Raw genomic sequence first — 22,648 nt, forward strand, 5'->3', positions numbered from 1 at the left:
CGGGGCTATTTGCCGAACAAAAGCGGATTTTTAGACCAATTTGCTGTCGCCGCAGTAGGGTAGCCTATTCTCGGACAGCCTCCTAGCCCCCCCTCTGACGGAGAAAACTCCAGTGAGAAAAACCAAGATCGTCTGTACCATCGGCCCAAAGTCTGAATCCCATGAAATGCTGACCAAGCTGGTCAACAATGGCATGAATGTGATGCGACTGAACTTTTCCCATGGTGACTTTGACGAGCATGGTGCCCGTATTGCCCGCCTGCGAGAAGTCATGGCTAAAACCGGTAAGCGTGTTGCCATTCTTTTGGATACCAAAGGTCCAGAAATCCGTATTGTTAAACTGCGCAATGGCGATGACGTCATGCTGACTGCAGGGCAGGAATTTATTCTGACTACCGACACGTCTGTTATTGGCGACAGCACTCGCGTAGCGGTTACCTATGCTGGACTGACCGCTGACCTGAAGCCGGGTAACACTGTTCTGCTGGACGATGGCCTGATTGAACTGACGGTAAAAAAAGTCAAGGCCCAGGAAATTGTCTGTGAAGTTAAGAACAATGGTGAACTGGGTGAAAACAAAGGGGTAAACCTGCCTGGCGTTAAAGTTAACCTGCCTGCCCTGTCGGAAAAAGATAAGGCTGATCTGGTCTTTGGTTGTGAGCAGGGCGTTGACTTTGTGGCGGCCTCGTTTATCCGTAAAGCCAGCGACGTTAAAGAGATCCGTGAGCTGCTGGACGCCAACGGTGGTCAGGAAATCCAGATCATTTCCAAGATCGAGAACCAGGAAGGCGTTGATAACTTCGACGATATTCTGGCCGTTTCTGATGCCATCATGGTGGCCCGTGGCGACCTGGGGGTAGAAATCCCGGTTGATCAGGTGATCTTTGCCCAGAAGATGATGATCAACAAATGTAACCATGCCCGTAAGCCGGTTATAACGGCTACCCAGATGCTGGATTCCATGATTAAAAATCCTCGTCCAACCCGTGCAGAAGCCGGTGACGTAGCAAACGCTATTTTGGACGGCACCGACGCAGTAATGCTGTCCGGCGAGAGCGCCAAAGGTAAGTATCCGGCAGAGTCTGTGGCGGTAATGGCAACCATCTGCAACAGCACTGATGAGAGCATGGAACTGCGTGTTGAAGAGTTCGATGCCGAGATCGACAATTATCGCAGCATCACTCAGGCGGTTTGCCGTGGTGCCGTTAAGACGGCTGATATCCTGACTGCCAAGCTGATTATCGTTGCCACTGAACAGGGCAAGTCTGCACGCTCCCTGCGTAAGTTCTTCCCTAAAGCCCAGATTCTGGCGCTGACCTCTTCCGAGAAGACTGCTAACCAGCTTAGCCTGAGCAAAGGGGTGACCACCAGCCTGGTATCACAGCAGGAAAACACCGATGCATTCTATAAGCTGGGTAAGGATCTGGCGGTAAAGCACAACTTTGTTCAGTCTGGTGATGTTGTTGTGATGGTTTCCGGTGCCCTGGTTGAGTCAGGTACTACCAATACGGCTTCTGTGCATGTGATCGATTAATTACTGAGTTCTTTTTAATCGCATGTTTGGTTTTCAATACTCAGACAGCCTCTAATATTGCAGCGTACTTTCCTGGATCAACATTACCTCCACTGCCAATTGCTACTACGGTTTTATGTTCAAACAGTGCCGGGTTTTCCATAATCGCGGCAATGGCCACCGCACCGCTGGGCTCCAGCACCAGGTTCATCTCCTGAAAACCGAGCCTGATTGCGTCATGGGATTTTTGAGGATTGACTGTTATACCTCTGACACCGGTTTGCAGAACGATGTCCAGGTTGGCAATGCCAGGCTCAAGGGCCAGTAAAGCATCACAGTCACACAGGATATGACCTTTGGCTCGAGAGCGCCTGCCATTTTCAAGAGAAATACCCATTCCCTGGTAACCATCGACTTCAACGGCCCATACCTGGGTATTGCTGCCAAACACCAGGCTTGATCCTGCCACCAGGCTGCCACCACCAACGGGACAGAGAATGTGATCACAGGCTTTCCCGGACATCGCCAATTGCTCCTGAAGCTCCAGCGCTACAGATGCCTGGCCAATAATGATCTCGTGGTCATCGAAAGGGTGTAGCAAAACTGCGCCATGATCATCGGCTAGTTTACTGGCCATATCACTGGCAGCTTCCTCTCTGGAAGGTTTATTGCATTGACAGAGAATGACCTCTGCGCCATAACGCCTGGCATTGTTTATTTTTGATTTGGGGGCATCATGGGGCATTACCAGCCTGACCGGTATGTCCAGAAGCTGTCCGGCGGCTGACAAGCCTGCTGCAAAGTTACCGGAAGAATGCGCCACAACACCTTGTTTTTTCTGATATTTTGTTAAATTTAACAGCCTGTAATATGCACCCCGAAACTTAAATGCCCCGGTAATTTGCAAAGACTCGGCTTTGATCAGCACTTCCCCTCTGATCAGTTCACTCAAGGCATCTGATTTTATCAGCGGGGTGGTGCGCACATTGTTTCTTATTTGCTGAAAAGCATGGTTTAACTTCAGATAATCAGGAAGCTGGTTAACATTGGGTACTGCTGACATAACCTCAACATCTTTAACTTATTAAAGGCAAACTGGCTTTGGTGCTGCCATCGCCTTTAAAAGATAGTCAAAATTGGCTGTGAGGTTTGAAAAGTTCAGGGGAGAGCGGTTTTCCCGGGTACTGGGATATCGTGGGCTGTTCCAGTTATCGCTTAAAATTGAACTTATACAAAAGAGCAAGTCTATATAAATAATAAGGTCATAATAATTAGGTAAAGGCTTGTGTGAATGTTTCCGACGATCCCAAGGTTACCTGTCTTCCAAGCATCTGTGCGGGTAAATCAAAATACAGGTGTAAACAAAAGGAATAGCTCAAAAGCAGCCCTACCAAAAATTAGTAGAGAACTACGATAAAGCGGTGAAAGGCCTTCATAATCATCAGATAAAAAAACTGACAAGCAACCTGGCGCATAAACTTACTATTTCCAGTGCTGAGCTTGATAATATCCAACGTAAACGTGATAAGTCAGCGAAAGTCAGGTCACTTCTTGATACGCTAACAACGCCTAGTGAGCTTAGGACGTCACCGAACGAGACAGCTCTCAGATTTAAGAAAGCGCTAGAGAATGAGCTACCTGAACTGGCCAGAGATATGTTTCATCATTAAAAATGAGCCCCATCATCAATCAGGGGCTCAAGCTTTTACCGTTTAGAACTGCTCTTCTTCCGTAGAACCGGTTAGCGCAGTTACTGAAGACTGGCCACCCTGGATAACCGTTGTCATATCATCAAAATAACCGGTACCAACTTCCTGTTGGTGGGCAACAAAAGTGTAACCTTTTTCCGCCGCGCCAAACTCTGGCTCCTGAACCATCTCGACATAATGCTTCATACCTTCGCCCTGAGCGTAGTTATGAGCCAGTTCAAACATGTTGTACCACATGTTATGAATGCCTGCGAGGGTGATGAACTGGTACTTGTAGCCCATATCGCTCAGTTCCTGCTGGAATTTGGCAATGGTTTCATCGTCCAGGTTTTTCTTCCAGTTAAAGGATGGTGAGCAGTTATAAGCCAGTAGCTGATCCGGGTACTCAGCTTTGATCGCTTCAGCAAACTGACGGGCTTCATCCAGGTCTGGAGTAGCGGTTTCACACCACAGCAGATCGGCATATGGCGCATAGGCAAGACCACGGGCAATAGCCTGATCTATACCGGCCCTGGTCCGGAAGAAACCTTCAGGGGTTCTTTCGCCAGTCAGGAATGCTGCATCGTAAGGGTCACAGTCAGACGTAATCAAGTCAGCAGCGTTAGCATCGGTACGGGCCAGAACAATGGTTGGTACATCAGCAACGTCAGCAGCCAGTCGAGCTGCAATCAACTTCTGTACCGCTTCCTGGGTGGGAACCAGCACCTTGCCACCCATATGGCCACACTTTTTAACGGAAGCCAGCTGGTCTTCAAAGTGTACACCGGCAGCACCGGCTTCAATCATGCCCTTCATCAGCTCATAGGCGTTCAGTACACCACCAAAGCCAGCCTCTGCATCCGCAACAATCGGGGCAAACATGTCAACATAGCCTTCATCACCCGCTTGCTTACCGGCTTTCCACTGAATCTGGTCGGCACGACGGAAACTGTTGTTGATGCGCTTGACCACTGCCGGCACGGAGTCAACCGGGTACAGAGACTGGTCAGGGTACATGGTACTGGCGGTATTATTATCTGCCGCAACCTGCCAGCCGGAAAGGTAGATCGCTTCAATGCCTGCTTTAACCTGTTGTACTGCCTGACCGCCAGTGAGGGCGCCGAGACAGTTGACATAACCTTTTTTAGACTGGTTGCCATACACCAGGTCCCAAAGTTTCTCGGCACCCTGTCTGGCAATGGTGTTTTCAATTTTCACAGAACCTCTCAGACGGACGACGTCTTCTGCACTGTAGGTTCTTTTTACATTTTTCCAGCGTGGGTTCTCCGCCCAGTCCTTTTCAATGCGGGCAATTTCTTCAGAGCGGTTATAGCGAGCCATGTTATTTTTCCTCCCACGGAAAGCGAGGTGTAGTTATGCGACTGTTTGAATTCAAACAAATGTTTGATTTACGCCGATCATCCTAAACACCTGAGAAAGATTCTGGTAATTTATAAGAGTTATCTCGGGTATTTTTAGAATGAATATTGCACGTGTTGATCTGAATTTGATGGTTTACCTGGATGTTCTGCTCAGGGAGCGAAACGTAACCCGTGCCGCTGAACAGTTGGGAATTACCCAGCCTGCCATGAGCAATGGGCTGCGCAGACTGCGGGAGTTGTTTAATGATCCTCTGTTAATCCGGACCAGCGATGGGATGACCCCAACAGAACGTGCACTTGAACTCCAGCCACTGATTCGTGAAGCATTGCTGGCCATGGAGAAAACGATTCAGCCAAAAGAGAAGTTTGATCCTGAAACCAGTCAGCGGGTATTTAGGATCATGGCTTCTGATTATGCTGAATCAACCTTGATCCCGTTGGTGTTAAAGCAGATTCGCTCATTAGCACATCATGTGACACTGGATGTCTTAACGCCCAGTGATGTCAGCTTTCACGACGTGGAGCAAGGTTGGGTCGATATGGCCATTAACCGTTTTGACAGTCTGCCTCAGTCGTTTTATCAATACCGGATCTGGCAAGATGACTTTTCCTGTGTGGTGAGTAGAGAAAACCCAATACTGAATAATTTTACTCTGGACACCTATCTTCAATCCCGGCATATCTGGGCCAGCAAAACCGGTATGGGTATTGGCGTAGGGGTTAATCCTGAGGATGTACAGCGACTGGGCTGGGTCGATGAAGCACTGGCTGCTGTTGGCAAAAAACGCAAAATCAGTGTTTTTACCCGTCATTACCAAGTGGCAATGCTGTTATCTGCCCAGAATGATCTGATCGCTACACTTCCCAGTCGGCTTGCGGATATTGAACGCCTCAGTGCCAGGCTCGCTGTTGTCAGGCCCCCGTTTGAAATTCCATCATTTGATCTATCCATGGCCTGGAGCCCTTTACTCCATCATGAGTCTGCACATCAGTGGCTGAGACAGATTATCAGGTCAGTGGCTGAAAATTGATATCTGGTTTTTTTTCACGCAAACAAACAACAAATATCACTTGTTAACAATCAATGCTGTTATTGTTTTCCTGTGTTCTAAAATTAACAGACTTCTACAAAATTTGGGCAAATCGTATGTTTGCCGTTCACTCAAATCTTGAACAAGTCTGCTCTATTCGTGATCTACAGGCTCTGGCCATAAAACGTGTACCAAAAATGTTCTATGACTACGTAGACTCAGGCGCCTGGTCTGAATTTCGATTTAACAGTCACCATTCATAGGATAAATAGCCGTCATTGCGGGCGTTAATTGGACATACCTTCTGGCTTCGATAGCATGGAGGTGGAATTGTTGTGCTTGTACATAGTTGCAGCATAATGTATACGTCAGTTGCATAATAATGGTCAGGAAGTGAGGTTGAAATGACTGAGCGCATCCAGAAAGGCGGCCTGCAAGTAGCGCGGGTACTCCATGATTTACTGGTGAATGACATTGCTCCGGGAACCGGTGTGGATCCAGAGAAATTCTGGCTGTCGCTTGAAGCGTTGGTTAATGACCTTGCCCCTGAAAACAAAGCGCTTCTGGCCCGTCGGGATGAACTTCAACGGAAGATTGATGCATGGCACCAACAAAACCGTTACACCGAAGACAATAAGCCTGAGTACAGGTCTTTCCTTGAGGAAACAGGTTATCTGCTGCCTGAAGGTGATGACTTTGCCGTCTCCACCAGCAAGGTCGACAGTGAAATAGCACGTCAGGCAGGCCCCCAGCTGGTAGTCCCCGTTATGAATGCCCGTTTTGCCCTGAATGCAGCCAATGCTCGCTGGGGTAGCCTGTATGATGCGCTTTATGGGACGGATGCTATTCCGGACGGTGAAGGGGCAGAAAAGGGGAAAGGATATAATCCGATTCGTGGCAGGAAAGTGATTGAGTTTGGTCGTGAATTGCTGGATGCAGCGGCTCCATTGGCTTCTGGTAGCCATAAAGACGCCGTTCGCTATCAGGTGCTGGAAAACAGTCTGGCCATTTCACTTGAGGATGATTCAATCACATCCCTGAAAGAGCCGGAAAAATTCTGTGGTTATACCGGAAGATCTGAAAAGCCCGACTCAATACTGTTGAAAAATAATGAGTTACATATTGATGTTCAGATTGATTCTGAAGGTGTCATCGGCAGAGATGATGCTGCGGATGTTCAGGATCTGATCGTTGAGGCCGCCGTTACCACCATTATGGACTGCGAAGATTCAGTAGCGGCAGTGGATGCAGAAGACAAGGCCCTGGTGTATCGCAACTGGCTTGGACTGATGAAAGGTGATCTGGAAGATACTTTCGTTAAAGGTGGCAAGCCGGTGACCCGAAAGCTGAGTTCTGACCGGATTTACACGGCACCAGACGGTAGTGAGCTGGTCTTACCCGGCAGAAGCCTGATGTTTGTCCGGAATGTCGGTCACCTGATGACCAACGATGCCATTCTTGATGCTCAGGGCAATGAAATTCCGGAAGGCATTATGGATGGTATGTTCACCTCCCTGATTGCCATGCACGACCTGAAGAAAAAGGCGGGTAGCCAGCAGAACTCCCGGGAAGGCAGCATTTATATCGTCAAGCCAAAGATGCATGGGCCGGAAGAAGTTGCCTTTACCTGCAAACTGTTTTCACGTATTGAGGCGGCTCTTGATCTACCTGCCAATACCTTAAAGGTCGGTATTATGGATGAAGAACGCAGAACCTCCATAAACCTGAAAGCGTGCATCCGCGAGGCCAGAGATCGCATTGTCTTTATCAATACCGGTTTCCTGGACCGTACCGGGGATGAAATACATACCAGTATGGAAGCCGGACCTGTTATTCCCAAAGGGGAGATGAAGCAGTCTACCTGGATTCAGGCCTATGAAGATCAGAATGTTGATATTGGTCTCCATACGGGTCTGCCCGGCAAAGCCCAGATTGGTAAAGGCATGTGGGCGATGCCGGATGAGATGGCAAAAATGATGGAGCAGAAGATTGCTCACCCCCTGTCAGGGGCCAACACCGCCTGGGTGCCTTCTCCCAATGGCGCTACACTTCATGCCGTTCATTATCACAGGGTTAATGTTCTGGCCCGTCAGGAAGCGCTGGCCGGTCGTCAAAAAGCCAGTGTTGATGACATTCTGCAAATTCCGGTAATGACCGATCCGGGTAAATTATCCGCAGAGTTGATCCAAAAAGAGCTGGACAATAACGCCCAGGGAATTCTTGGCTATGTAGTGCGCTGGATTGACCAAGGCGTTGGATGTTCCAAGGTTCCGGATATCAATGATATTGGTCTGATGGAAGACCGTGCCACGCTGCGAATTTCCAGCCAGCACATTGCCAACTGGCTTCGTCATGATATCTGTTCAAAAGCGCAGGTAATGGAAACCATGAAGCGTATGGCTGTGATTGTAGACCGGCAGAATGCCGCTGATACCGCTTACCGCCCCATGGCTCCAGACTTTGATAAGAGTATTGCCTTTGTTGCAGCCTGCGATCTGGTATTCAAGGGTTGTGAGCAACCTAACGGTTATACCGAGCCTGTACTTCATCAACGCCGGAAAGAGTATAAAGCTGCTAACTCTGCTTAAAGGCTGATTATTTCGGATCGAATCCTGGGCTCAAAAAAGACTCTCGATCAACCGGTTAACAGGTTAATTGAGAGTGTTTTCTCAATTAGATCATCAATCCTCCCTATACTAATCTTCCTTAACATTATCTTTTATGGCTACGTGTTACTCATGTTGCTGTAGCCCTGTTGAAAGCGGGCAGGCTAACAGAGCTTTAGATATGTTTTGCAACTGTTGCTCATAAGATTGGAAGGTTATTCCACTTAACCAATCAGCCACTGCATGTCTGGCAAAGTTATAGCTGCTTGGTTTATCCTTGTTAGGGAAAACAAGTTGCCAGTTTAATATCAAGTCTTCATGGCAAACAATATAGTCACCTAGTAAGGGGTTGTCCTCTTGAGGTTTTCGCGATGTGTCCAGAATATGAATTGTGGGAGCTCCCTTAAAGCCCAGGGCAACCGTTACCTCCTGCGCATCAATCAAAGGGTAATCAGCCAGTGAGAAAGTCATGGGGGGGCCAACATAAGGTGTAATGGCATCCAGCTCGCTTTTGCGAATCGGGCAAATAAAAGCCTCGCCATCCCATCTGGGCATTCTTAACGGCATGGGATTAGAGCATATAAAACACTTTGAGTCGGGGTTTTTAGGGGGGCCTGATCAGGGTTCCGAGTGTAAAAATTTTCAACGCATTTTTTATGGTATGCGTGGCGGGATTTGCAATACGTCATCTCCGGCTGACTGATATTACGTTTATTCAGACAAATGTCCTCATAACAGATTAGACATTCCGGAGATTCTTCGAACGTTGTGATGGAAAGGGGAACAGCCACTCCAGAGACGCTTTTATCGGTAAAGCGAACGGCTGTTCCGCCTGGGGGAGTTGATTGAGAATTGACGTCCTCAGGAGCAGGGCTTGCGGTAAAAGTCGCATTTGATGGAAGATAAGGAATTTGTCCTGCAACTGTCGGTTCCATAGGATGAGTCCTGTTGTTTTTTGAATAATATTTTTTGGACAACCGGACATAAAAAATAGTTCAGATCATTTTATTGGCTTCTATGGTGATTATCCGAAACTGATGGATAATCACCTTATGACTTGCGGTGTTGCCTCTCCTTTTTGCCAATTCCCTGTCAGTATTTTTCGGTTAAATAGCCAGAGCCTGCTCTACCGCATTACCAACATAAGTGGCTGGAGTTAGCGCTTTTAGCTCGGCCTTTACATTGGCGGAAAGCTCCAGACCATCAATAAACGTTGCCAGGGTCTCTTTGGTAATGCCTTCCTGACCACGGGTCAGTGCTTTGAGCTTTTCGTAAGGCTGCTCTATACCATTGCGGCGCATAACGGTTTGAATGGGCTCTGCCAGTACTTCCCAGGCGTTATCAAGGTCCTGCTCAATACGGGCAGGGGAGGCTTCCAGCTTGCCAATGCCTTTCAGGGTTGCGGCATAGGCAATCAGACTCTGACCCAGGCCAACGCCCATATTGCGCAGCACGGTGGAGTCCGTCAGGTCGCGTTGCCAGCGGGAAACCGGCAGTTTGGCGGCGAGGTGCTGCATAATGGCGTTGGCGATGCCCAGGTTGCCTTCAGAGTTTTCAAAATCAATCGGATTTACTTTGTGGGGCATTGTTGATGAGCCTACCTCACCGGCAACCGTCTTTTGCTTGAAATACCCCAAAGAGATATAGCCCCAGACATCCCGGTCAAAATCGATCAGAATGGTGTTGAAGCGACAGATGGCATCATAAAGCTCAGCAATGTAGTCATGAGGTTCGATTTGCGTTGTGTAGGGGTTCCACTCCAGGCCCAGACTGGTAACAAACTGCTCGCCATGTTCAGCCCAGTTCACTTCCGGGTAAGCTGACAGATGGGCATTGTAGTTGCCGACAGCACCATTGATTTTCCCCATGGGGACAATGCTTTCGATTTGTGTCAACTGACGCTTCAGGCGGTAAGCCACGTTGGCCATTTCTTTACCAAGGGTGGTCGGGGAGGCGGTCTGGCCATGGGTTCTGGATAGCATGGGCTGGTCGGCATGGATCCTGGCCAGCTGTTCAATGGCTGAGATGGCTTTGCGCATCTCAGGCAATAAGGCCTCTGCCATACCGGTTTTCAGCATCAGGCCATGAGCGAGGTTATTGATATCTTCCGATGTGCAGGCAAAATGGACAAACTCACTGATCGCTGACAGCTCATCATTGCCCTGAAAGCGCTCCTTGATCAGGTATTCCACCGCTTTAACATCATGGTTGGTGGTGCGCTCAATCTCTTTCACCCGCTCAGCTTCGACCATGGAGAAACCACTGACGAGGCTATTCAGCAGCTGGCTGGCTGGTTCAGAAAGTGCTGGAACCTCAGTAATGGCAGAATGGCTGGCCAGAGACTGCAACCAGCGAACCTCCACCGCAACCCGAAAGCGGATCAGTCCATACTCACTGAAAATGGTTCTGAGGGATTGGGTCTTATCACCATAACGTCCATCAATGGGAGAGACGGCGGTCAGTGCATTCAGCTCCATGTTTTATGCCTTAAGCTCAAGGGAAAAGGCCGCATGATAACGGATACCTCTTTCAGATTCTAATCATTGGCCGGTTGGCCTTAACAGAATGCCGATCAGGGAGAGATCACAGGCAGTTTTCCAATGCAGTGGATGAATCAGGCACCGGGAAGTGCCCTTTGAAATTCAGCTATCACAGTTGCTTGAGACCATCGAGCAACTTGCTTCGGCTGATGAACAGGTGCCAGCGACTGCCACCACACTGGCGCCAGAGGGTGGCAGAACGGATACCTGCCAGCAGGATGGCCCTGATCCTGTTAGCGTTAACCGGGTTCTGCAAGTAGCGCATATCACCAGCCACCTGTATTCGGGTTTTAAAGGTACTGATGGTATCCAGATAGATGCTGGCCAGGCTTGCAATCAAATTGTCATGAAGCATGCCAAAATGTTCGACCTGTTCTTTGGTTCTATTGAGTCGCTCACCGATGGTACTCAGCATCTTTCGGTTACGGCTCAGCTTTTTCTCGATGTGAATCAGGGCCAGGGCATAGCGGATAACATCCCCCTGAATGGCAGAGCTGTCCCTGCTTAACACGGACTCCAGGGTTTTTCTCCCCATGGACAGACCATCGAAACCACCATAAACCTGTGAAACATCATCCGGTGAGGTTATAAAAATACTGTGGATGGATGGGGTTAGAGCTTCTTCACTCAATTGCCCGGTCCTTGCCAGCTTGTTTACCAACTCTGCGGCCTGGAACACGCCACATAATGCAGCCGCCTGGTCCTTTGTAGAATATCGCACCAATCTTTTTCTCTGGGATTTCCGTTGTCGTTGATAAGGTTTTCAGTTTCTTGAAGATCAAGCCGATGCTTGTGTCCGTGTTTCAATAACACCGCCGCCAAGACATACCTGTTCATCACAAAGGTCATCATAAAAGACCACCGACTGGCCCGGAGTAACTGCTCTTTGCGGCTGATCAAAGATAACCCGGTAATCACCACTGGCATCCCGGGTAAGCGTGCAGTCCTGGTCCTGTTGACGATAACGCACTTTTGCCTTGAGCTGGCAGGGCATCTCCGGCGCTTTTCCTGAAACCCAGTCAATGTGCGAGCAGGTTAGGCTGTCTGAGAGGAGCAGGGGATGATCCTTACCCTGACCGGCGATCAGCACATTTCTTTCAAGGTCTTTATCCAGGACATACCAGGGCGCTTCATCAGCATTCTTCAGTCCGCCTATCCCCAGTCCCTGCCTCTGGCCAATGGTGTGGTACATCAACCCCGAGTGTTCACCGATCACCTTGCCATCTTCCGTTTCAATAGCGCCAGGCTGTGCTGGCAGGTACTGCTGCAAAAAGTCCTTGAACCGGCGCTCACCGATGAAGCAGATACCCGTGCTGTCTTTTTTGTTATGGGTAATAAGCCCGTGTTCTTCGGCAATGCGTCGAACTTCAGTTTTCTCCAGATCACCGACCGGAAAGAGAGTGCGGGCAATTTGTTGTTCACTTAGCGCATGGAGGAAGTAGGTTTGATCCTTATTATTATCTACCCCTTTCACCAGGTAGCTATGGCCATCACGATCCATGCGACGGCAATAGTGCCCCATCGCTATGTAATCGCTGCCGAGGGTTAATGCGTAATCCAGAAAGGCTTTAAATTTGATCTCTTTATTGCACAGGATATCCGGATTCGGAGTTCTGCCGTTTTTGTATTCATTGAGAAAATGTTCGAAAACATTATCCCAGTATTCAGCTGCAAAATTGGCTTTATGTAAATGAATGCCAAGCTTGTCACAAACTGCCTGGGCATCGGCCAGATCGGCCATTGCGGTGCAGTATTCAGACCCGTCATCTTCCTCCCAGTTCTTCATAAAAAGTCCTTCCACCTGGTAGCCCTGCTGTTGCAGAAGCAACGCGGATACGGACGAATCAACACCGCCGGACATGCCAACAATCACTTTGGTTTGGGAAGGATGCTTTATCACTGGGTATACTGCCACCTGTCAAAAAATAGCTGGCCATTTTACCTTTCCCGGTAATTAAGCGCCATACTGCTGGGAATTTATAGTGGTAAATGCAGATGGCAGTTTCGTTTTCATAACAAAACTTCATTTATTCCTGGCTAAGGATGGTATATTGTATACGCGTTTTTGTGTGGTCAGTTTGACGTTTTCAGTAATGCTTCTACCTTACTGACATTGTTGTTGGGCATGGCTGCATGCTTTAAATAACGACAAGAAGCGTTGAACCAGTCTTTCATCTGGCCAAGCCGATGATTTGAGAACGGAGTTGATAATGGGATACCAAAAGATCAAGGTACCTGCCAGCGGTGACAAAATCACTGTCAACGAGGACCTCTCCCTGAATGTTCCCGATACCCCAGTCATTCCTTTTATTGAAGGCGACGGTATTGGAGCTGACGTTTCACCAGCCATGCTGAAAGTTGTTGATGCTGCTGTAAAGAATGCCTATAAAGGGAAACGGAAAATTGAGTGGATGGAAGTCTTCTGCGGTGAGAAGGCCACTCAGATTTACGATGACAACACCTGGCTACCGGAAGAAACGCTTGAGGCTCTCAAAGAGTATGTTGTCAGCATTAAGGGCCCTTTGACAACGCCGGTTGGTGGTGGTATTCGCTCGCTGAATGTGGCGCTTCGTCAGGAGCTGGACCTGTTCGCCTGCATTCGTCCTGTGCGCTGGTTCAAGGGCGTACCAAGCCCGGTAAAAGAACCTGAAAAAACGGACATGGTTATCTTCCGTGAAAACTCGGAAGATATCTATGCGGGTATCGAGTGGCAGGCTGGCAGTGCAGAAGCCGAAAAGCTGATCAACTTCCTGCGCAATGAAATGGGCGTTAACAAAATCCGTTTTGAGCAAGATTGTGGTATTGGTGTCAAGCCTGTTTCAAAAGAGGGCACCGAGCGTCTGGTGAAGCAGGCGATCCAGTTTGCCATCGATAACAACCGTAAATCCGTTACCCTGGTTCATAAGGGTAATATCATGAAGTTTACGGAAGGAGCCTTTAAGGATTGGGGCTATCAGACAGCTGTTGAATACTTCGGTGGTCAGCCTCTTGATGGTGGTCCATGGCATACTGTCAAAAACCCGAATACCGGTGAAGATATTGTCATCAAAGATGTGATTGCTGACGCTTTCCTGCAGCAGATTCTCCTGCGCCCGGCAGAGTATGATGTCATTGCCACCCTGAACCTGAATGGCGACTACATTTCTGATGCGCTTGCTGCCCAGGTTGGCGGTATCGGTATTGCTCCTGGAGCCAATATCGGTGCGCCAACTGCCGTATTTGAAGCCACTCATGGTACTGCTCCAAAGTATGCAGGCCAGGATAAGGTAAACCCGGGTTCCGTCATTCTTTCTGCTGAAATGATGCTTCGTCACCTGGGTTGGAATGAAGCGGCAGATCTCATCATTAAGGGTATGGATGGCGCCATCGGTGCCAAGACTGTTACCTATGATTTTGAGCGACTGATGGGGGGGGCAAAGTTAGTTAAGTGCTCTGAGTTTGCCGATGAAATAATTAACCACATGTAAATTTTCAGTTAACTTTTCATCAGTTAAAGCCGGAAATTCATTTCCGGCTTTAATATATTTTATCCCCCCCATTTTTATTGTACTTTCTACCTACGTTTATCTCCTGTTGCTGTGAGTCATTCGATCAATTTTCGAAAGTCGATCATTGTGATTTGCTCCAGTATCTTTAGAATGAGAAGAGAAATCCTGGCAAATTTGTCAATTTCTTAGTAGGTGTGCACTAATTTATCTTCTGTCATCAAATGTCTGTAAACCGTGCCGATCAGTAATTTGTGCTCGTTGTTTTTATGATTAGCTTTTATGATTGGCAGTAGTAAATACTTGCGGTGCCATGAGTGTGCTGTTGGTTACCAGACAGTTAAGTTGCAAATTAAGGTTGGCAGTCATAAAACCATGAGTAATCTCGAACTGTTTCGTCTAAGCTTGCAAAAAGAGGGAGAGGAACAGGAAGGTGATCTGGGCGTTGCAGTCGTTCCGGAAAAAACTAGACTGGCTCCCCCTCCCATGTATCAGGTCTTGCTCCTGAATGATGATTTTACACCAATGGATTTTGTTGTTGAGGTACTGGAGAAGTTTTTCAGTATGCCAGAAGGGAAGGCGACTCAAATTATGCTGATGGTACATACCCAGGGAAAAGCCGTTTGTGGTGTATACAGCAAAGATGTCGCGGAAACCAAGGCTCAGCAGGTTAATGAATATTCCAGAGAAAACGACCATCCCCTGCTGTGCAAGACAGAAAAGGCCGATTAGCGTTTTCAAGGTTACACCATATGCTTAACAAAGACCTCGAAGCAACACTGAATAATGCATTTAAAGACGCCCGTGATAATCGTCATGAATTTATGACGGTTGAGCATCTTTTACTTGCTTTACTTGATAATGAGTCCGCAACAAGAGTCCTGGTTTCCTGTGGAATTGATCTTCATAAACTTCGCCAGGATCTCACTGAGTTTGTCAGCTCAACGACCCCATTAATCCCCGATGATGACAATGAGCGTGAAACGCAGCCAACGCTTGGTTTTCAGAGAGTACTGCAGCGTGCTGTTTTTCATGTGCAAAGCTCTGGTAAAAAGGAAGTTACTGGCGCCAACGTACTTGTCGCTATTTTCAGTGAGCAGGAAAGTCAGGCTGTTTACTTCCTGAAGCAACAGGATGTGGCCCGCATAGACGTTGTTAATTTTATTGCCCACGGTATCTCCAAGACGCCAGGTCAGGAGCTTGAAGAGCTTGGTCATGACCTGTCCGATGATATTGAGCCGGAGAGTGGTAGTGGCAGCAACAAGAACCCCCTCAAACTGTATGCTACCGATCTGAATGATCAAGCGCGTCTTGGTAGAATTGACCCTCTGGTTGGTCGGGCTGAAGAAGTTGAGCGGGTCTGCCAGATCCTTACCCGTCGCCGGAAAAACAACCCTTTACTGGTTGGCGAGGCCGGGGTAGGGAAAACGGCCATTGCTGAGGGTCTGGCCCGCCGGATTATTGATGGTGACGTGCCTGAGGTTTTGTCCAAGGCTGTTGTTTACTCCCTCGACCTGGGTTCGCTGCTGGCTGGAACCAAGTATCGTGGTGATTTTGAGAAGCGATTCAAGCAGTTACTCGGTGAACTTAAGAAACTGGATCATGCAATTCTCTTTATCGATGAAATTCATACCATCATCGGTGCAGGTGCTGCATCCGGTGGAGTGATGGATGCGTCAAACCTTCTGAAACCAATGCTGACTTCTGGCGAACTGCGCTGTATTGGTTCTACCACATTTCAGGAGTTTCGCGGGATCTTTGAAAAAGATCGGGCACTGGCAAGAAGATTCCAGAAAGTGGATATTATCGAGCCGAACGTTGAAGACACCTTCCAGATATTACTGGGACTGAAAAAGAAGTTCGAAGAGCATCATGCTATCAAGTATCAGGATGAAGCCCTGAAGGCAGCAGCTGAACTGGCAGACCGCTACATAAATGACCGTCATATGCCCGATAAAGCCATTGACGTTATTGATGAAGCAGGTGCGTATCAGAGGCTTCAGCCTGAGTCCGAGCGGAAGAAAGTTATTGATGTCGACGATGTGGAAAAGATTGTCGCCAATATGGCCCGAATTCCGCCAAAGTCTGTGTCTTCCTCTGACAAGGAACTGCTCGGCAAGCTTGAGCGTAATTTGAAAATGGTGGTATTCGGACAGGACGAAGCAATCACTTCATTATCCACGGCTATCAAGCTTTCAAGAGCAGGCCTCAAAGCACCTGAAAAACCAGTTGGCTCCTTCCTGTTTTCCGGGCCGACCGGTGTCGGTAAAACAGAGGTTTGTCGCCAACTGGCCAAAGCCCTGGGTATTGAACTCGTACGCTTTGATATGTCTGAGTATATGGAGGCTCACACTGTATCACGCCTTATAGGGGCGCCTCCGGGTTATGTCGGGTTTGATCAGGGCGGCCTGTTAACAGAAGCCATCAATAAAACGCCGCACTGCGTATTGTTGCTCGATGAAATAGAGAAGGGGCACTCCGATGTTTTTAACCTGTTACTGCAGGTTATGGATCATGGCACCCTGACAGACAACAATGGTCGTAAGGCTGATTTCAGGAATGTGATTCTGATCATGACCACCAATGCTGGTGCTGAAAACATGACAAGAAGCTCGATGGGCTTTCTTGAGCAGGATCATACCACTGACGGCAATGAGGCCATTAAGAAAACCTTCACGCCTGAATTCAGAAATCGTCTGGACGCCATTATTCCCTTTGCCTCACTCAATGATGAAATTATCAAGCACGTGGTTGATAAATTCCTTACTGAACTTCAGGCTCAGCTGGATGAAAAGCGCGTGCAGCTGGATGTTGATGACAAGGCCCGCAGCTGGCTGGCGGAGAAAGGGTTTGATCGCCAAATGGGAGCAAGACCTATGGGGCGTGTTATTCAGGAACACTTGAAAAAGCCCATGGCGGAACAAATTCTGTTCGGAAAGCTTGCCGAGCATGGTGGTAATGTGAAAGTAACTGTTCGCAAGGGAGAGTTGCATCTCAAGTTTGAGGCAGCCAAAAGCAGGGCTTCAGATCTGGAGGCAATTGATGGTGGAGCAGGTTAGAAGACAGCAGGTAGGTGCTCAGGGGTGAGCACCGCTGTTAGCGAGAACGGTAAGTGATACGGCCTTTAGTCAGGTCGTATGGCGTCAGTTCTACCTTCACCCGGTCGCCAGTCAGAATTCGGATGTAGTTCTTGCGCATTTTTCCCGAGATGTGCGCGGTAACAACATGACCATTTTCCAGTTCTACACGAAACATAGTATTAGGGAGGGTGTCAATAACGACACCCTCCATTTCCAGACTCTCTTCTTTTGCCATTAAATAACTACCTCAAAGGGGTTGGTACGGCTTGGTTAAATTTGTTGGGCATTCTGCCTGAAAACAATTTGTAAAGCAAAGCACCCTTTGCTGTCAGTCGTATTATTTCAATTGTTGCCATTCCTGACTGACATAAAGCTCCACGGGACGGTATTCGATTTTGTAATTCATTTTCTGGCAGCTTCGGATCCAATACCCCAGATGGAGATAGGGTAGCCCGAGTTTGCTGGTCTGAGAGATAAGCCATAAAATACAATATCGACCAAGGCTGCGTTGTGAGCAATCAGGGTCGTAAAAGGTGTAAATTGCAGAAAGACTGCTTCGTAAATGATCCACCACCGATACTGCAAGCAATTGCTCATCTAAACGGAATTCATAGAATGAGGTGAATTCGGTACTTTCAACCAGGAAAGAGGTGTACTGTTCAATCGTTGCAGGATACATATCACCATCCTGGTGACATTGATTGATATATTTTTCATAGAGCAGGTAATGCTCATCCTGAAAGTCCGCAGTAACTTTGGCAACTCTCAGTGTAGAGTTGCGATTCCAGGTCTTTCGCTGCGTTCTTCTCATTTGAAAGGCATCTACGGGGATTCTTGCCGGTATGCAGGCCCTGCAGCGGCTGCAGTGGGGGCGGTAAATATGCTGGCCACTTCGTCGAAACCCAACGTCGGCAAGATCACTGCACAACTCTTTGTGCAACGGAATTTCCGGATCCATAAATAGTGTGGTTGCCTGCTCCTCTGGCAGGTAACTGCATTCATGGGGTTGTGTGGCATAAAATTTGAGATTCTTATACTGGCTCATTATCGAAGGTCATTCCATTGCCACTCCTGTTTCCAGTCTGCACAGGAAGGTGCCTGTAGGCAATAGTGGTTCAAATAATCCACAAATCTGGATCTTGATATCAACCTGGCTCCAAGAGAGCCCAAATGGTCTGAATAGACCTGACAGTCAATCAGTTCAAACTGCCAGTCTAAAAGCTGTTCAGAAAGGGCTGTCATGGCAATTTTGGAGGTATTGCTTTCCCTGCTGAACATGGATTCCGCGAAAAAAATTCGCCCTTGAGCTACCCCATAAAGCCCACCAACCAGCCTGTCTTCTTGCCAGACCTCAACAGAGTGCGCATGTCCGGCATCATGCAAAGCGGTATAAGCATCTATCATCTCATCGGTAATCCAGGTCCCTTCCGAGTCCCTGCGGATACTTGAGCAGGCCGTTATAACAGCAGGAAAGTCGTAATCAAAAGTAACCTGGTAGAGACTTTTTCGCAGCAGCTTTCGTAATGAGCGGGATAAATACAGCTCTCCCGGCTTCAACACCATTCGTGGGGATGGTGACCACCATAAAATAGGGTCGCCCTCATTAAACCATGGAAAAATGCCTTGCTGATAAGCCATTATCAAAGTGTCCACCTCAAGATTACCCCCAATGGCTAAAAGCCCGTCCGGCTGTTTAAGCGCATGCTCAAGGGGAGGGAAGCCGATAACATGATCTGGCAAAAGTGTTATTGTCTCAGGCATTATCTAAAGTGTTGTTTTATCAAGCTGTTTGAGTGTATTGGTGCGGTATCATGATTACTGCTCTCATCAGAATACCTTATAACCCGGACTTAGCCCATGAATTTGCAAGTTAGCCATATATAGCTGCAATTTGGTAAAAAATTCCTCTGAACATCCAAAGTTATCCGTTCATTTTTCAGATAAGCCTTTCAATATTCCTTTTTATGTATTAGACTGCGCCACCTAGTCTACTGATATTCTGCTTTTAACCAGCCGCTTAATGAAGAATAACTCATATCTTCTTAACATTTCTCTCGCTTCAGTGCGTAACTCTCGCGCTGGTGGAAGCTTTTTATTATTTCCTATCTTATAAAACCCCCCGGAGGTAATCGAATCTATGGGTACCCTGAGCATGGGCGGAAGCATTGATACAAGCAGTGAAATGGATATCATTGAACAGCAACGCCTGGCAGCTCTTATTGAAATTACAGAGCAGCATAACCGGGAAGTAAGCCAGCTCAAATCGCGCCTGGAAACTGCCGAAAAGAAAGCTGAAAAAGCTGCTGCCCAGCTGAAAAACATGGAAAATGAACTGAAAGATCTGAGAGCCAGCAATCCTGATCGAATGAAGAAGCAGATCAAGCGTCTTCAAGAACAGAATCGCACGCTTACTGGTGAAAACAGTGGCCTGAAAACCAAACAAAAGCAGCTTACCCAGCAGCTTAATACCGCAACTCAGGAGCTTGAGCAACTGAAGTCTGAAGAGGCTGAAGCAGAAACTGAAAAGGCGTAATTCCTAACCTGGATTACCAGTGACTCTTGGCAGTTCAGTAGGCATCCGGCAACTGCTCACCCCATGCTTTGGGTTGTTGCCGGTCAGCGCACCGCAAGTTCCTTGCAGTTATAGACTGCCTCGCTGGGCTTGTGCAATTTCTCCATAGCATGACCAGGCAATATGCATACCTGCATTTCTGGTGTTATCCCCTTATATTTGAATTAGACTAAGTTTTGGTTTTTATTCAATAACAGGAGTGCACTTATGAATGACTGGGTTTCCTGTCAATATGACAGCATTGATCATATTGAAAAATCCTTTGTATTTAAAAAATACTCTCGAGCTTTGGCATTCTGTAACGCCATTGCCTGTCTGGCTGAAGCTCATGTCCACCATCCGCGAATTGTTATTGAGTGGGGCAAGGTAACTGTTGCCTGGGGAACCCATCAGTCAGATGAGGGCAGTGGCGTGCTTGCTATTGATCGAGCATTGGCACAGCGCTGCGATGCTTTATATGAACAGATGAATACCCCCGTTTCCTGATTTCCTGCCACTCTGGGTAATCTGCCCAGAGTTGACTGCGTCTCAGCGTGCGTGAAGTCAGTGCCTTGAGCCATCATGCTTTGAGAGTGGCTATGCGCGCTTTAAATTACGCACCCTAATGACGAACTGGGACCGTGAGATAATGACTTCTTTAAATTTCTCTTAATATTATAAAAAGATCTTAATCTTCAATGGACGTATTTTGATTCTGAATCATACTTACGTTGCTGGTTTGATCGACTTCCCCCTACGACCAGACCAGTCTAGGTCAGTAATGACCTTGGTACTTGGATTGTGTACCTATGTTTCACTCCTAATGGTCTTAGCCCGTGTATTCTTCCCCCAGAATCGCGGGTTTCTTTTTTGTTTCTGTTGTCTTTTATGTTTGAGCCCTTGATCCATAAGGCTCTTAAAGATTTTTAATTAGTAAGGCATAGATAAGTGAGCATTGCCTGTTTTTGTCTGAATGTATGGCATTTATTGAGTGGCAAAAGCACAGAAAATGATGAACTTGAACAAGTGGAAGCTTCCGCTTGAGGTTGTCAGTGGGTTGAAACAGAGCCACTCTCACCAATATCTTTCTTATCAGGGGAGAGGAAGGCCGCATCACCCAAAGTTTCATGATCCACAGTGCTTTCTTTCTGTAGCTGCTCAATTTGCTGGGAAGACATATAAAAATCCGCTTCTCGACCCTCCAGCACCCTCTGACCATGCCAGGGCAATAGCCGATAATCTGCATGATGACTGTAATCGAGAAATGGATACTTGATAATCTGAAAATAGGGAGAGTAATCGAAGTCACTGGGCGTGCAAAGCTTTGGATTCCGTTGAAAGAGTTGTACGCCAGAATCACCATCATGTTTAACCAGAGGCAGGATGGGAAAATGAATAAAACTAAAGGCTTCAGCAATCATGGTTGAGCAAACGGTTTTTGTTTCCTGACCCGGAGAATGCTGAAACAACGAAGAGCCAAGCCTTCTGGGTAGAAAAGAGTAGGGGAAGAAGAACCGGGCAAGATCGAGAATCTGTCGGACGTTGTAATCCATGCCCAGGCGGCTGGTCGCATAGTGTATGACTTTCTGGCTGTCGCTATAACTCAGACCTTTCGGGCGGCATATTCGCAAATGTTCCCCTTCATAGTTTTTCAGGGGTTGGATAGTGGTACCAATTCCCAGTTCACTCTCAATGATCAGTTGTTCATCAGGGGAGCCGCCATAGGATTCACTGACAACCTGGCGAATTCTATCATCCTCAATATCGTGAAGTCGGCCAAGGTAAAGCATGGCATGGGACCAGGGGCTTTGGGTGGTTTGCTTAATGACCCGACTGACTCTGGATCTTCCTTCGACCAACAGAACATCGCAGGGCTTAATTTCATGCCTGATACGTTCAAAATCGCACAGGGGGCTTGTCCTTTCCTGAACGTTACGACTTAGCCAGTCAGTAAGGCATCCCACAACCATTTTGAAGAGTTCCATGCTCCAGTCCTAAGCCAATATTTATTTCTTTATGTTAGCATTGGTTATTATTTAAATTATAAATAGAGATAAATTTGACATTTTTTCATGAGTTCATCTGCTTGATGGCAAGCACCCTGAAAAACATCAAAAATTTGTTATTGCCAAATAAGGCATAATAATTGGCTGAATAGCCAGCAAGCATGGGAGTACGCTTTGTGAGCAATCGATCAAAGCCAAAAGATATTGTTGCAAATCTGCAGTTTTTGAATAAAAAAAAAGGGTTGCCTCCTGTACACAGCTGGAATCCTCCTTTCTGTGGTGATATTGATATGCGCATTAGTCGGGATGGCCGTTGGCACTACAATGGCTCCCCCATTGGCAGGGAATCAATGGTGAAACTATTTGCTTCTGTTCTCAGGCATGATGATGATGGCCATTACTATCTGGTCACTCCGGTAGAAAAAGTAAGAATTCAGGTGGATGATGTGCCATTTGTCGCGGTTTCTGCAGAGGTTCGAGATGGTACGAATGGGCCAGAATACCTGTTTACCACCAATGTTGGAGATGAAGTGGTGCTGAGCAATGAGCACGATCTGAGAATGATGAAAAACTTGGAAACCGATGAGTTTATGCCTTATATCCGGGTGAGAGATCGGCTGGATGCGTTGGTAAATCGCAATGTGTTTTACCAGTTAGTGGAAGAAGCCATTGAAACCCCGGTAGCGGGGGGAATAGAGCTGAATATTCGAAGCCAGGGGCAATATTATTCCCTGGGAATTGTTGAGGGTGGCTGAACCACCCTCAT

The 22,648-nt window shown here is 47.5% G+C and carries 19 protein-coding genes; 9 read left to right on the forward strand and 10 right to left on the reverse strand.

The features are described 5' to 3' along the window. Positions 1-112: 112 nt before the first annotated feature. Positions 113-1,534, forward strand: coding sequence for a pyruvate kinase PykF (pykF, locus tag KDK15_RS13625; protein ID WP_257295935.1), 1,422 nt, complete (start codon positions 113-115; stop codon positions 1,532-1,534). Between the two features lie 40 nt (positions 1,535-1,574). Here pykF and KDK15_RS13630 read toward each other — a convergent pair whose 3' ends face one another. Continuing rightward, a complete protein-coding gene (locus KDK15_RS13630) occupies positions 1,575-2,576 on the reverse strand; it encodes a threonine/serine dehydratase (RefSeq protein WP_257295936.1) in 1,002 nt (333 codons plus the stop codon). 649 nt (positions 2,577-3,225) lie between these two features. Then, a complete protein-coding gene (gene aceA, locus KDK15_RS13635; RefSeq protein ID WP_257295937.1) occupies positions 3,226-4,542 on the reverse strand; it encodes an isocitrate lyase in 1,317 nt (438 codons plus the stop codon). A gap of 139 nt (positions 4,543-4,681) precedes the next feature. Here aceA and KDK15_RS13640 point away from each other — a divergent pair, with 139 nt between their 5' ends. Next, complete coding sequence (locus KDK15_RS13640) at positions 4,682-5,614, forward strand: LysR family transcriptional regulator (RefSeq protein ID WP_257295938.1); 933 nt, start codon at positions 4,682-4,684, stop codon at positions 5,612-5,614. Between the two features lie 404 nt (positions 5,615-6,018). Further along, positions 6,019-8,202, forward strand: a complete 2,184-nt coding sequence (locus tag KDK15_RS13645; protein ID WP_257295939.1) for a malate synthase G — start codon at positions 6,019-6,021, stop codon at positions 8,200-8,202. A 144-nt stretch (positions 8,203-8,346) separates the two neighbouring features. On the opposite strand, the gene KDK15_RS13650 is transcribed toward KDK15_RS13645, so the two are convergent. From KDK15_RS13650 to mnmA, 4 genes are all read right to left on the reverse strand, one after another. Continuing rightward, positions 8,347-8,691 (reverse strand): hypothetical protein, encoded by a 345-nt coding sequence (locus KDK15_RS13650; RefSeq protein ID WP_257295940.1) that lies wholly within the window; start codon positions 8,689-8,691, stop codon positions 8,347-8,349. 635 nt (positions 8,692-9,326) lie between these two features. Next, on the reverse strand, positions 9,327-10,697 hold the full coding sequence (gene purB / locus KDK15_RS13655; RefSeq protein ID WP_257295941.1) for an adenylosuccinate lyase: 1,371 nt from the start codon (positions 10,695-10,697) through the stop codon (positions 9,327-9,329). Between the two features lie 172 nt (positions 10,698-10,869). Next, the gene (hflD, locus tag KDK15_RS13660) at positions 10,870-11,481 is read right to left on the reverse strand and encodes a high frequency lysogenization protein HflD (protein ID WP_257295942.1); all 612 of its coding nucleotides are present in this window, start codon (positions 11,479-11,481) and stop codon (positions 10,870-10,872) included. 57 nt (positions 11,482-11,538) lie between these two features. Next, a complete protein-coding gene (mnmA, locus tag KDK15_RS13665; RefSeq protein WP_373691375.1) occupies positions 11,539-12,657 on the reverse strand; it encodes a tRNA 2-thiouridine(34) synthase MnmA in 1,119 nt (372 codons plus the stop codon). 313 nt (positions 12,658-12,970) lie between these two features. Between mnmA and icd the strand changes: the two genes are divergently transcribed. The 3 genes from icd (at position 12,971) to clpA (ending at position 17,304) form a co-directional block, all read left to right on the forward strand. Then, positions 12,971-14,227, forward strand: coding sequence for an NADP-dependent isocitrate dehydrogenase (gene icd / locus KDK15_RS13670; protein ID WP_257295944.1), 1,257 nt, complete (start codon positions 12,971-12,973; stop codon positions 14,225-14,227). Positions 14,228-14,620: 393 nt separating this feature from the next. Further along, a complete protein-coding gene (clpS, locus tag KDK15_RS13675; RefSeq protein ID WP_257295957.1) occupies positions 14,621-14,977 on the forward strand; it encodes an ATP-dependent Clp protease adapter ClpS in 357 nt (118 codons plus the stop codon). 20 nt (positions 14,978-14,997) lie between these two features. Next, the gene (gene clpA, locus KDK15_RS13680) at positions 14,998-17,304 is read left to right on the forward strand and encodes an ATP-dependent Clp protease ATP-binding subunit ClpA (protein ID WP_257295945.1); all 2,307 of its coding nucleotides are present in this window, start codon (positions 14,998-15,000) and stop codon (positions 17,302-17,304) included. A 37-nt stretch (positions 17,305-17,341) separates the two neighbouring features. On the opposite strand, the gene infA is transcribed toward clpA, so the two are convergent. The 3 genes from infA to aat all read right to left on the reverse strand — a co-directional run bounded on the left by infA (position 17,342) and on the right by aat (position 19,086). Beyond that, positions 17,342-17,560 (reverse strand): translation initiation factor IF-1, encoded by a 219-nt coding sequence (gene infA, locus KDK15_RS13685; protein ID WP_020583463.1) that lies wholly within the window; start codon positions 17,558-17,560, stop codon positions 17,342-17,344. 102 nt (positions 17,561-17,662) lie between these two features. Beyond that, the gene (locus tag KDK15_RS13690; RefSeq protein ID WP_257295946.1) at positions 17,663-18,370 is read right to left on the reverse strand and encodes an arginyltransferase; all 708 of its coding nucleotides are present in this window, start codon (positions 18,368-18,370) and stop codon (positions 17,663-17,665) included. Next, the gene (aat, locus tag KDK15_RS13695; RefSeq protein WP_257295947.1) at positions 18,370-19,086 is read right to left on the reverse strand and encodes a leucyl/phenylalanyl-tRNA--protein transferase; all 717 of its coding nucleotides are present in this window, start codon (positions 19,084-19,086) and stop codon (positions 18,370-18,372) included. The genes KDK15_RS13690 and aat overlap by 1 nt, the downstream gene beginning before the upstream one ends. Before the next feature lie 376 nt (positions 19,087-19,462). Here aat and KDK15_RS13700 point away from each other — a divergent pair, with 376 nt between their 5' ends. Both KDK15_RS13700 and KDK15_RS13705 read left to right on the forward strand, forming a co-directional pair. Continuing rightward, positions 19,463-19,858, forward strand: a complete 396-nt coding sequence (locus tag KDK15_RS13700; protein ID WP_066016598.1) for a hypothetical protein — start codon at positions 19,463-19,465, stop codon at positions 19,856-19,858. A gap of 246 nt (positions 19,859-20,104) precedes the next feature. Next, a complete protein-coding gene (locus KDK15_RS13705) occupies positions 20,105-20,383 on the forward strand; it encodes a 4a-hydroxytetrahydrobiopterin dehydratase (RefSeq protein ID WP_257295948.1) in 279 nt (92 codons plus the stop codon). 542 nt (positions 20,384-20,925) lie between these two features. On the opposite strand, the gene KDK15_RS13710 is transcribed toward KDK15_RS13705, so the two are convergent. After that, a complete protein-coding gene (locus KDK15_RS13710; RefSeq protein ID WP_257295949.1) occupies positions 20,926-21,861 on the reverse strand; it encodes a YiiX/YebB-like N1pC/P60 family cysteine hydrolase in 936 nt (311 codons plus the stop codon). A gap of 182 nt (positions 21,862-22,043) precedes the next feature. Between KDK15_RS13710 and KDK15_RS13715 the strand changes: the two genes are divergently transcribed. After that, positions 22,044-22,637 (forward strand): DUF1285 domain-containing protein, encoded by a 594-nt coding sequence (locus KDK15_RS13715; protein WP_373691374.1) that lies wholly within the window; start codon positions 22,044-22,046, stop codon positions 22,635-22,637. Positions 22,638-22,648: the final 11 nt, after the last annotated feature.

Origin of the sequence: Endozoicomonas sp. YOMI1 (assembly GCF_024606345.1) — a bacterium.
In the GTDB taxonomy this organism is placed as follows: domain Bacteria; phylum Pseudomonadota; class Gammaproteobacteria; order Pseudomonadales; family Endozoicomonadaceae; genus Endozoicomonas.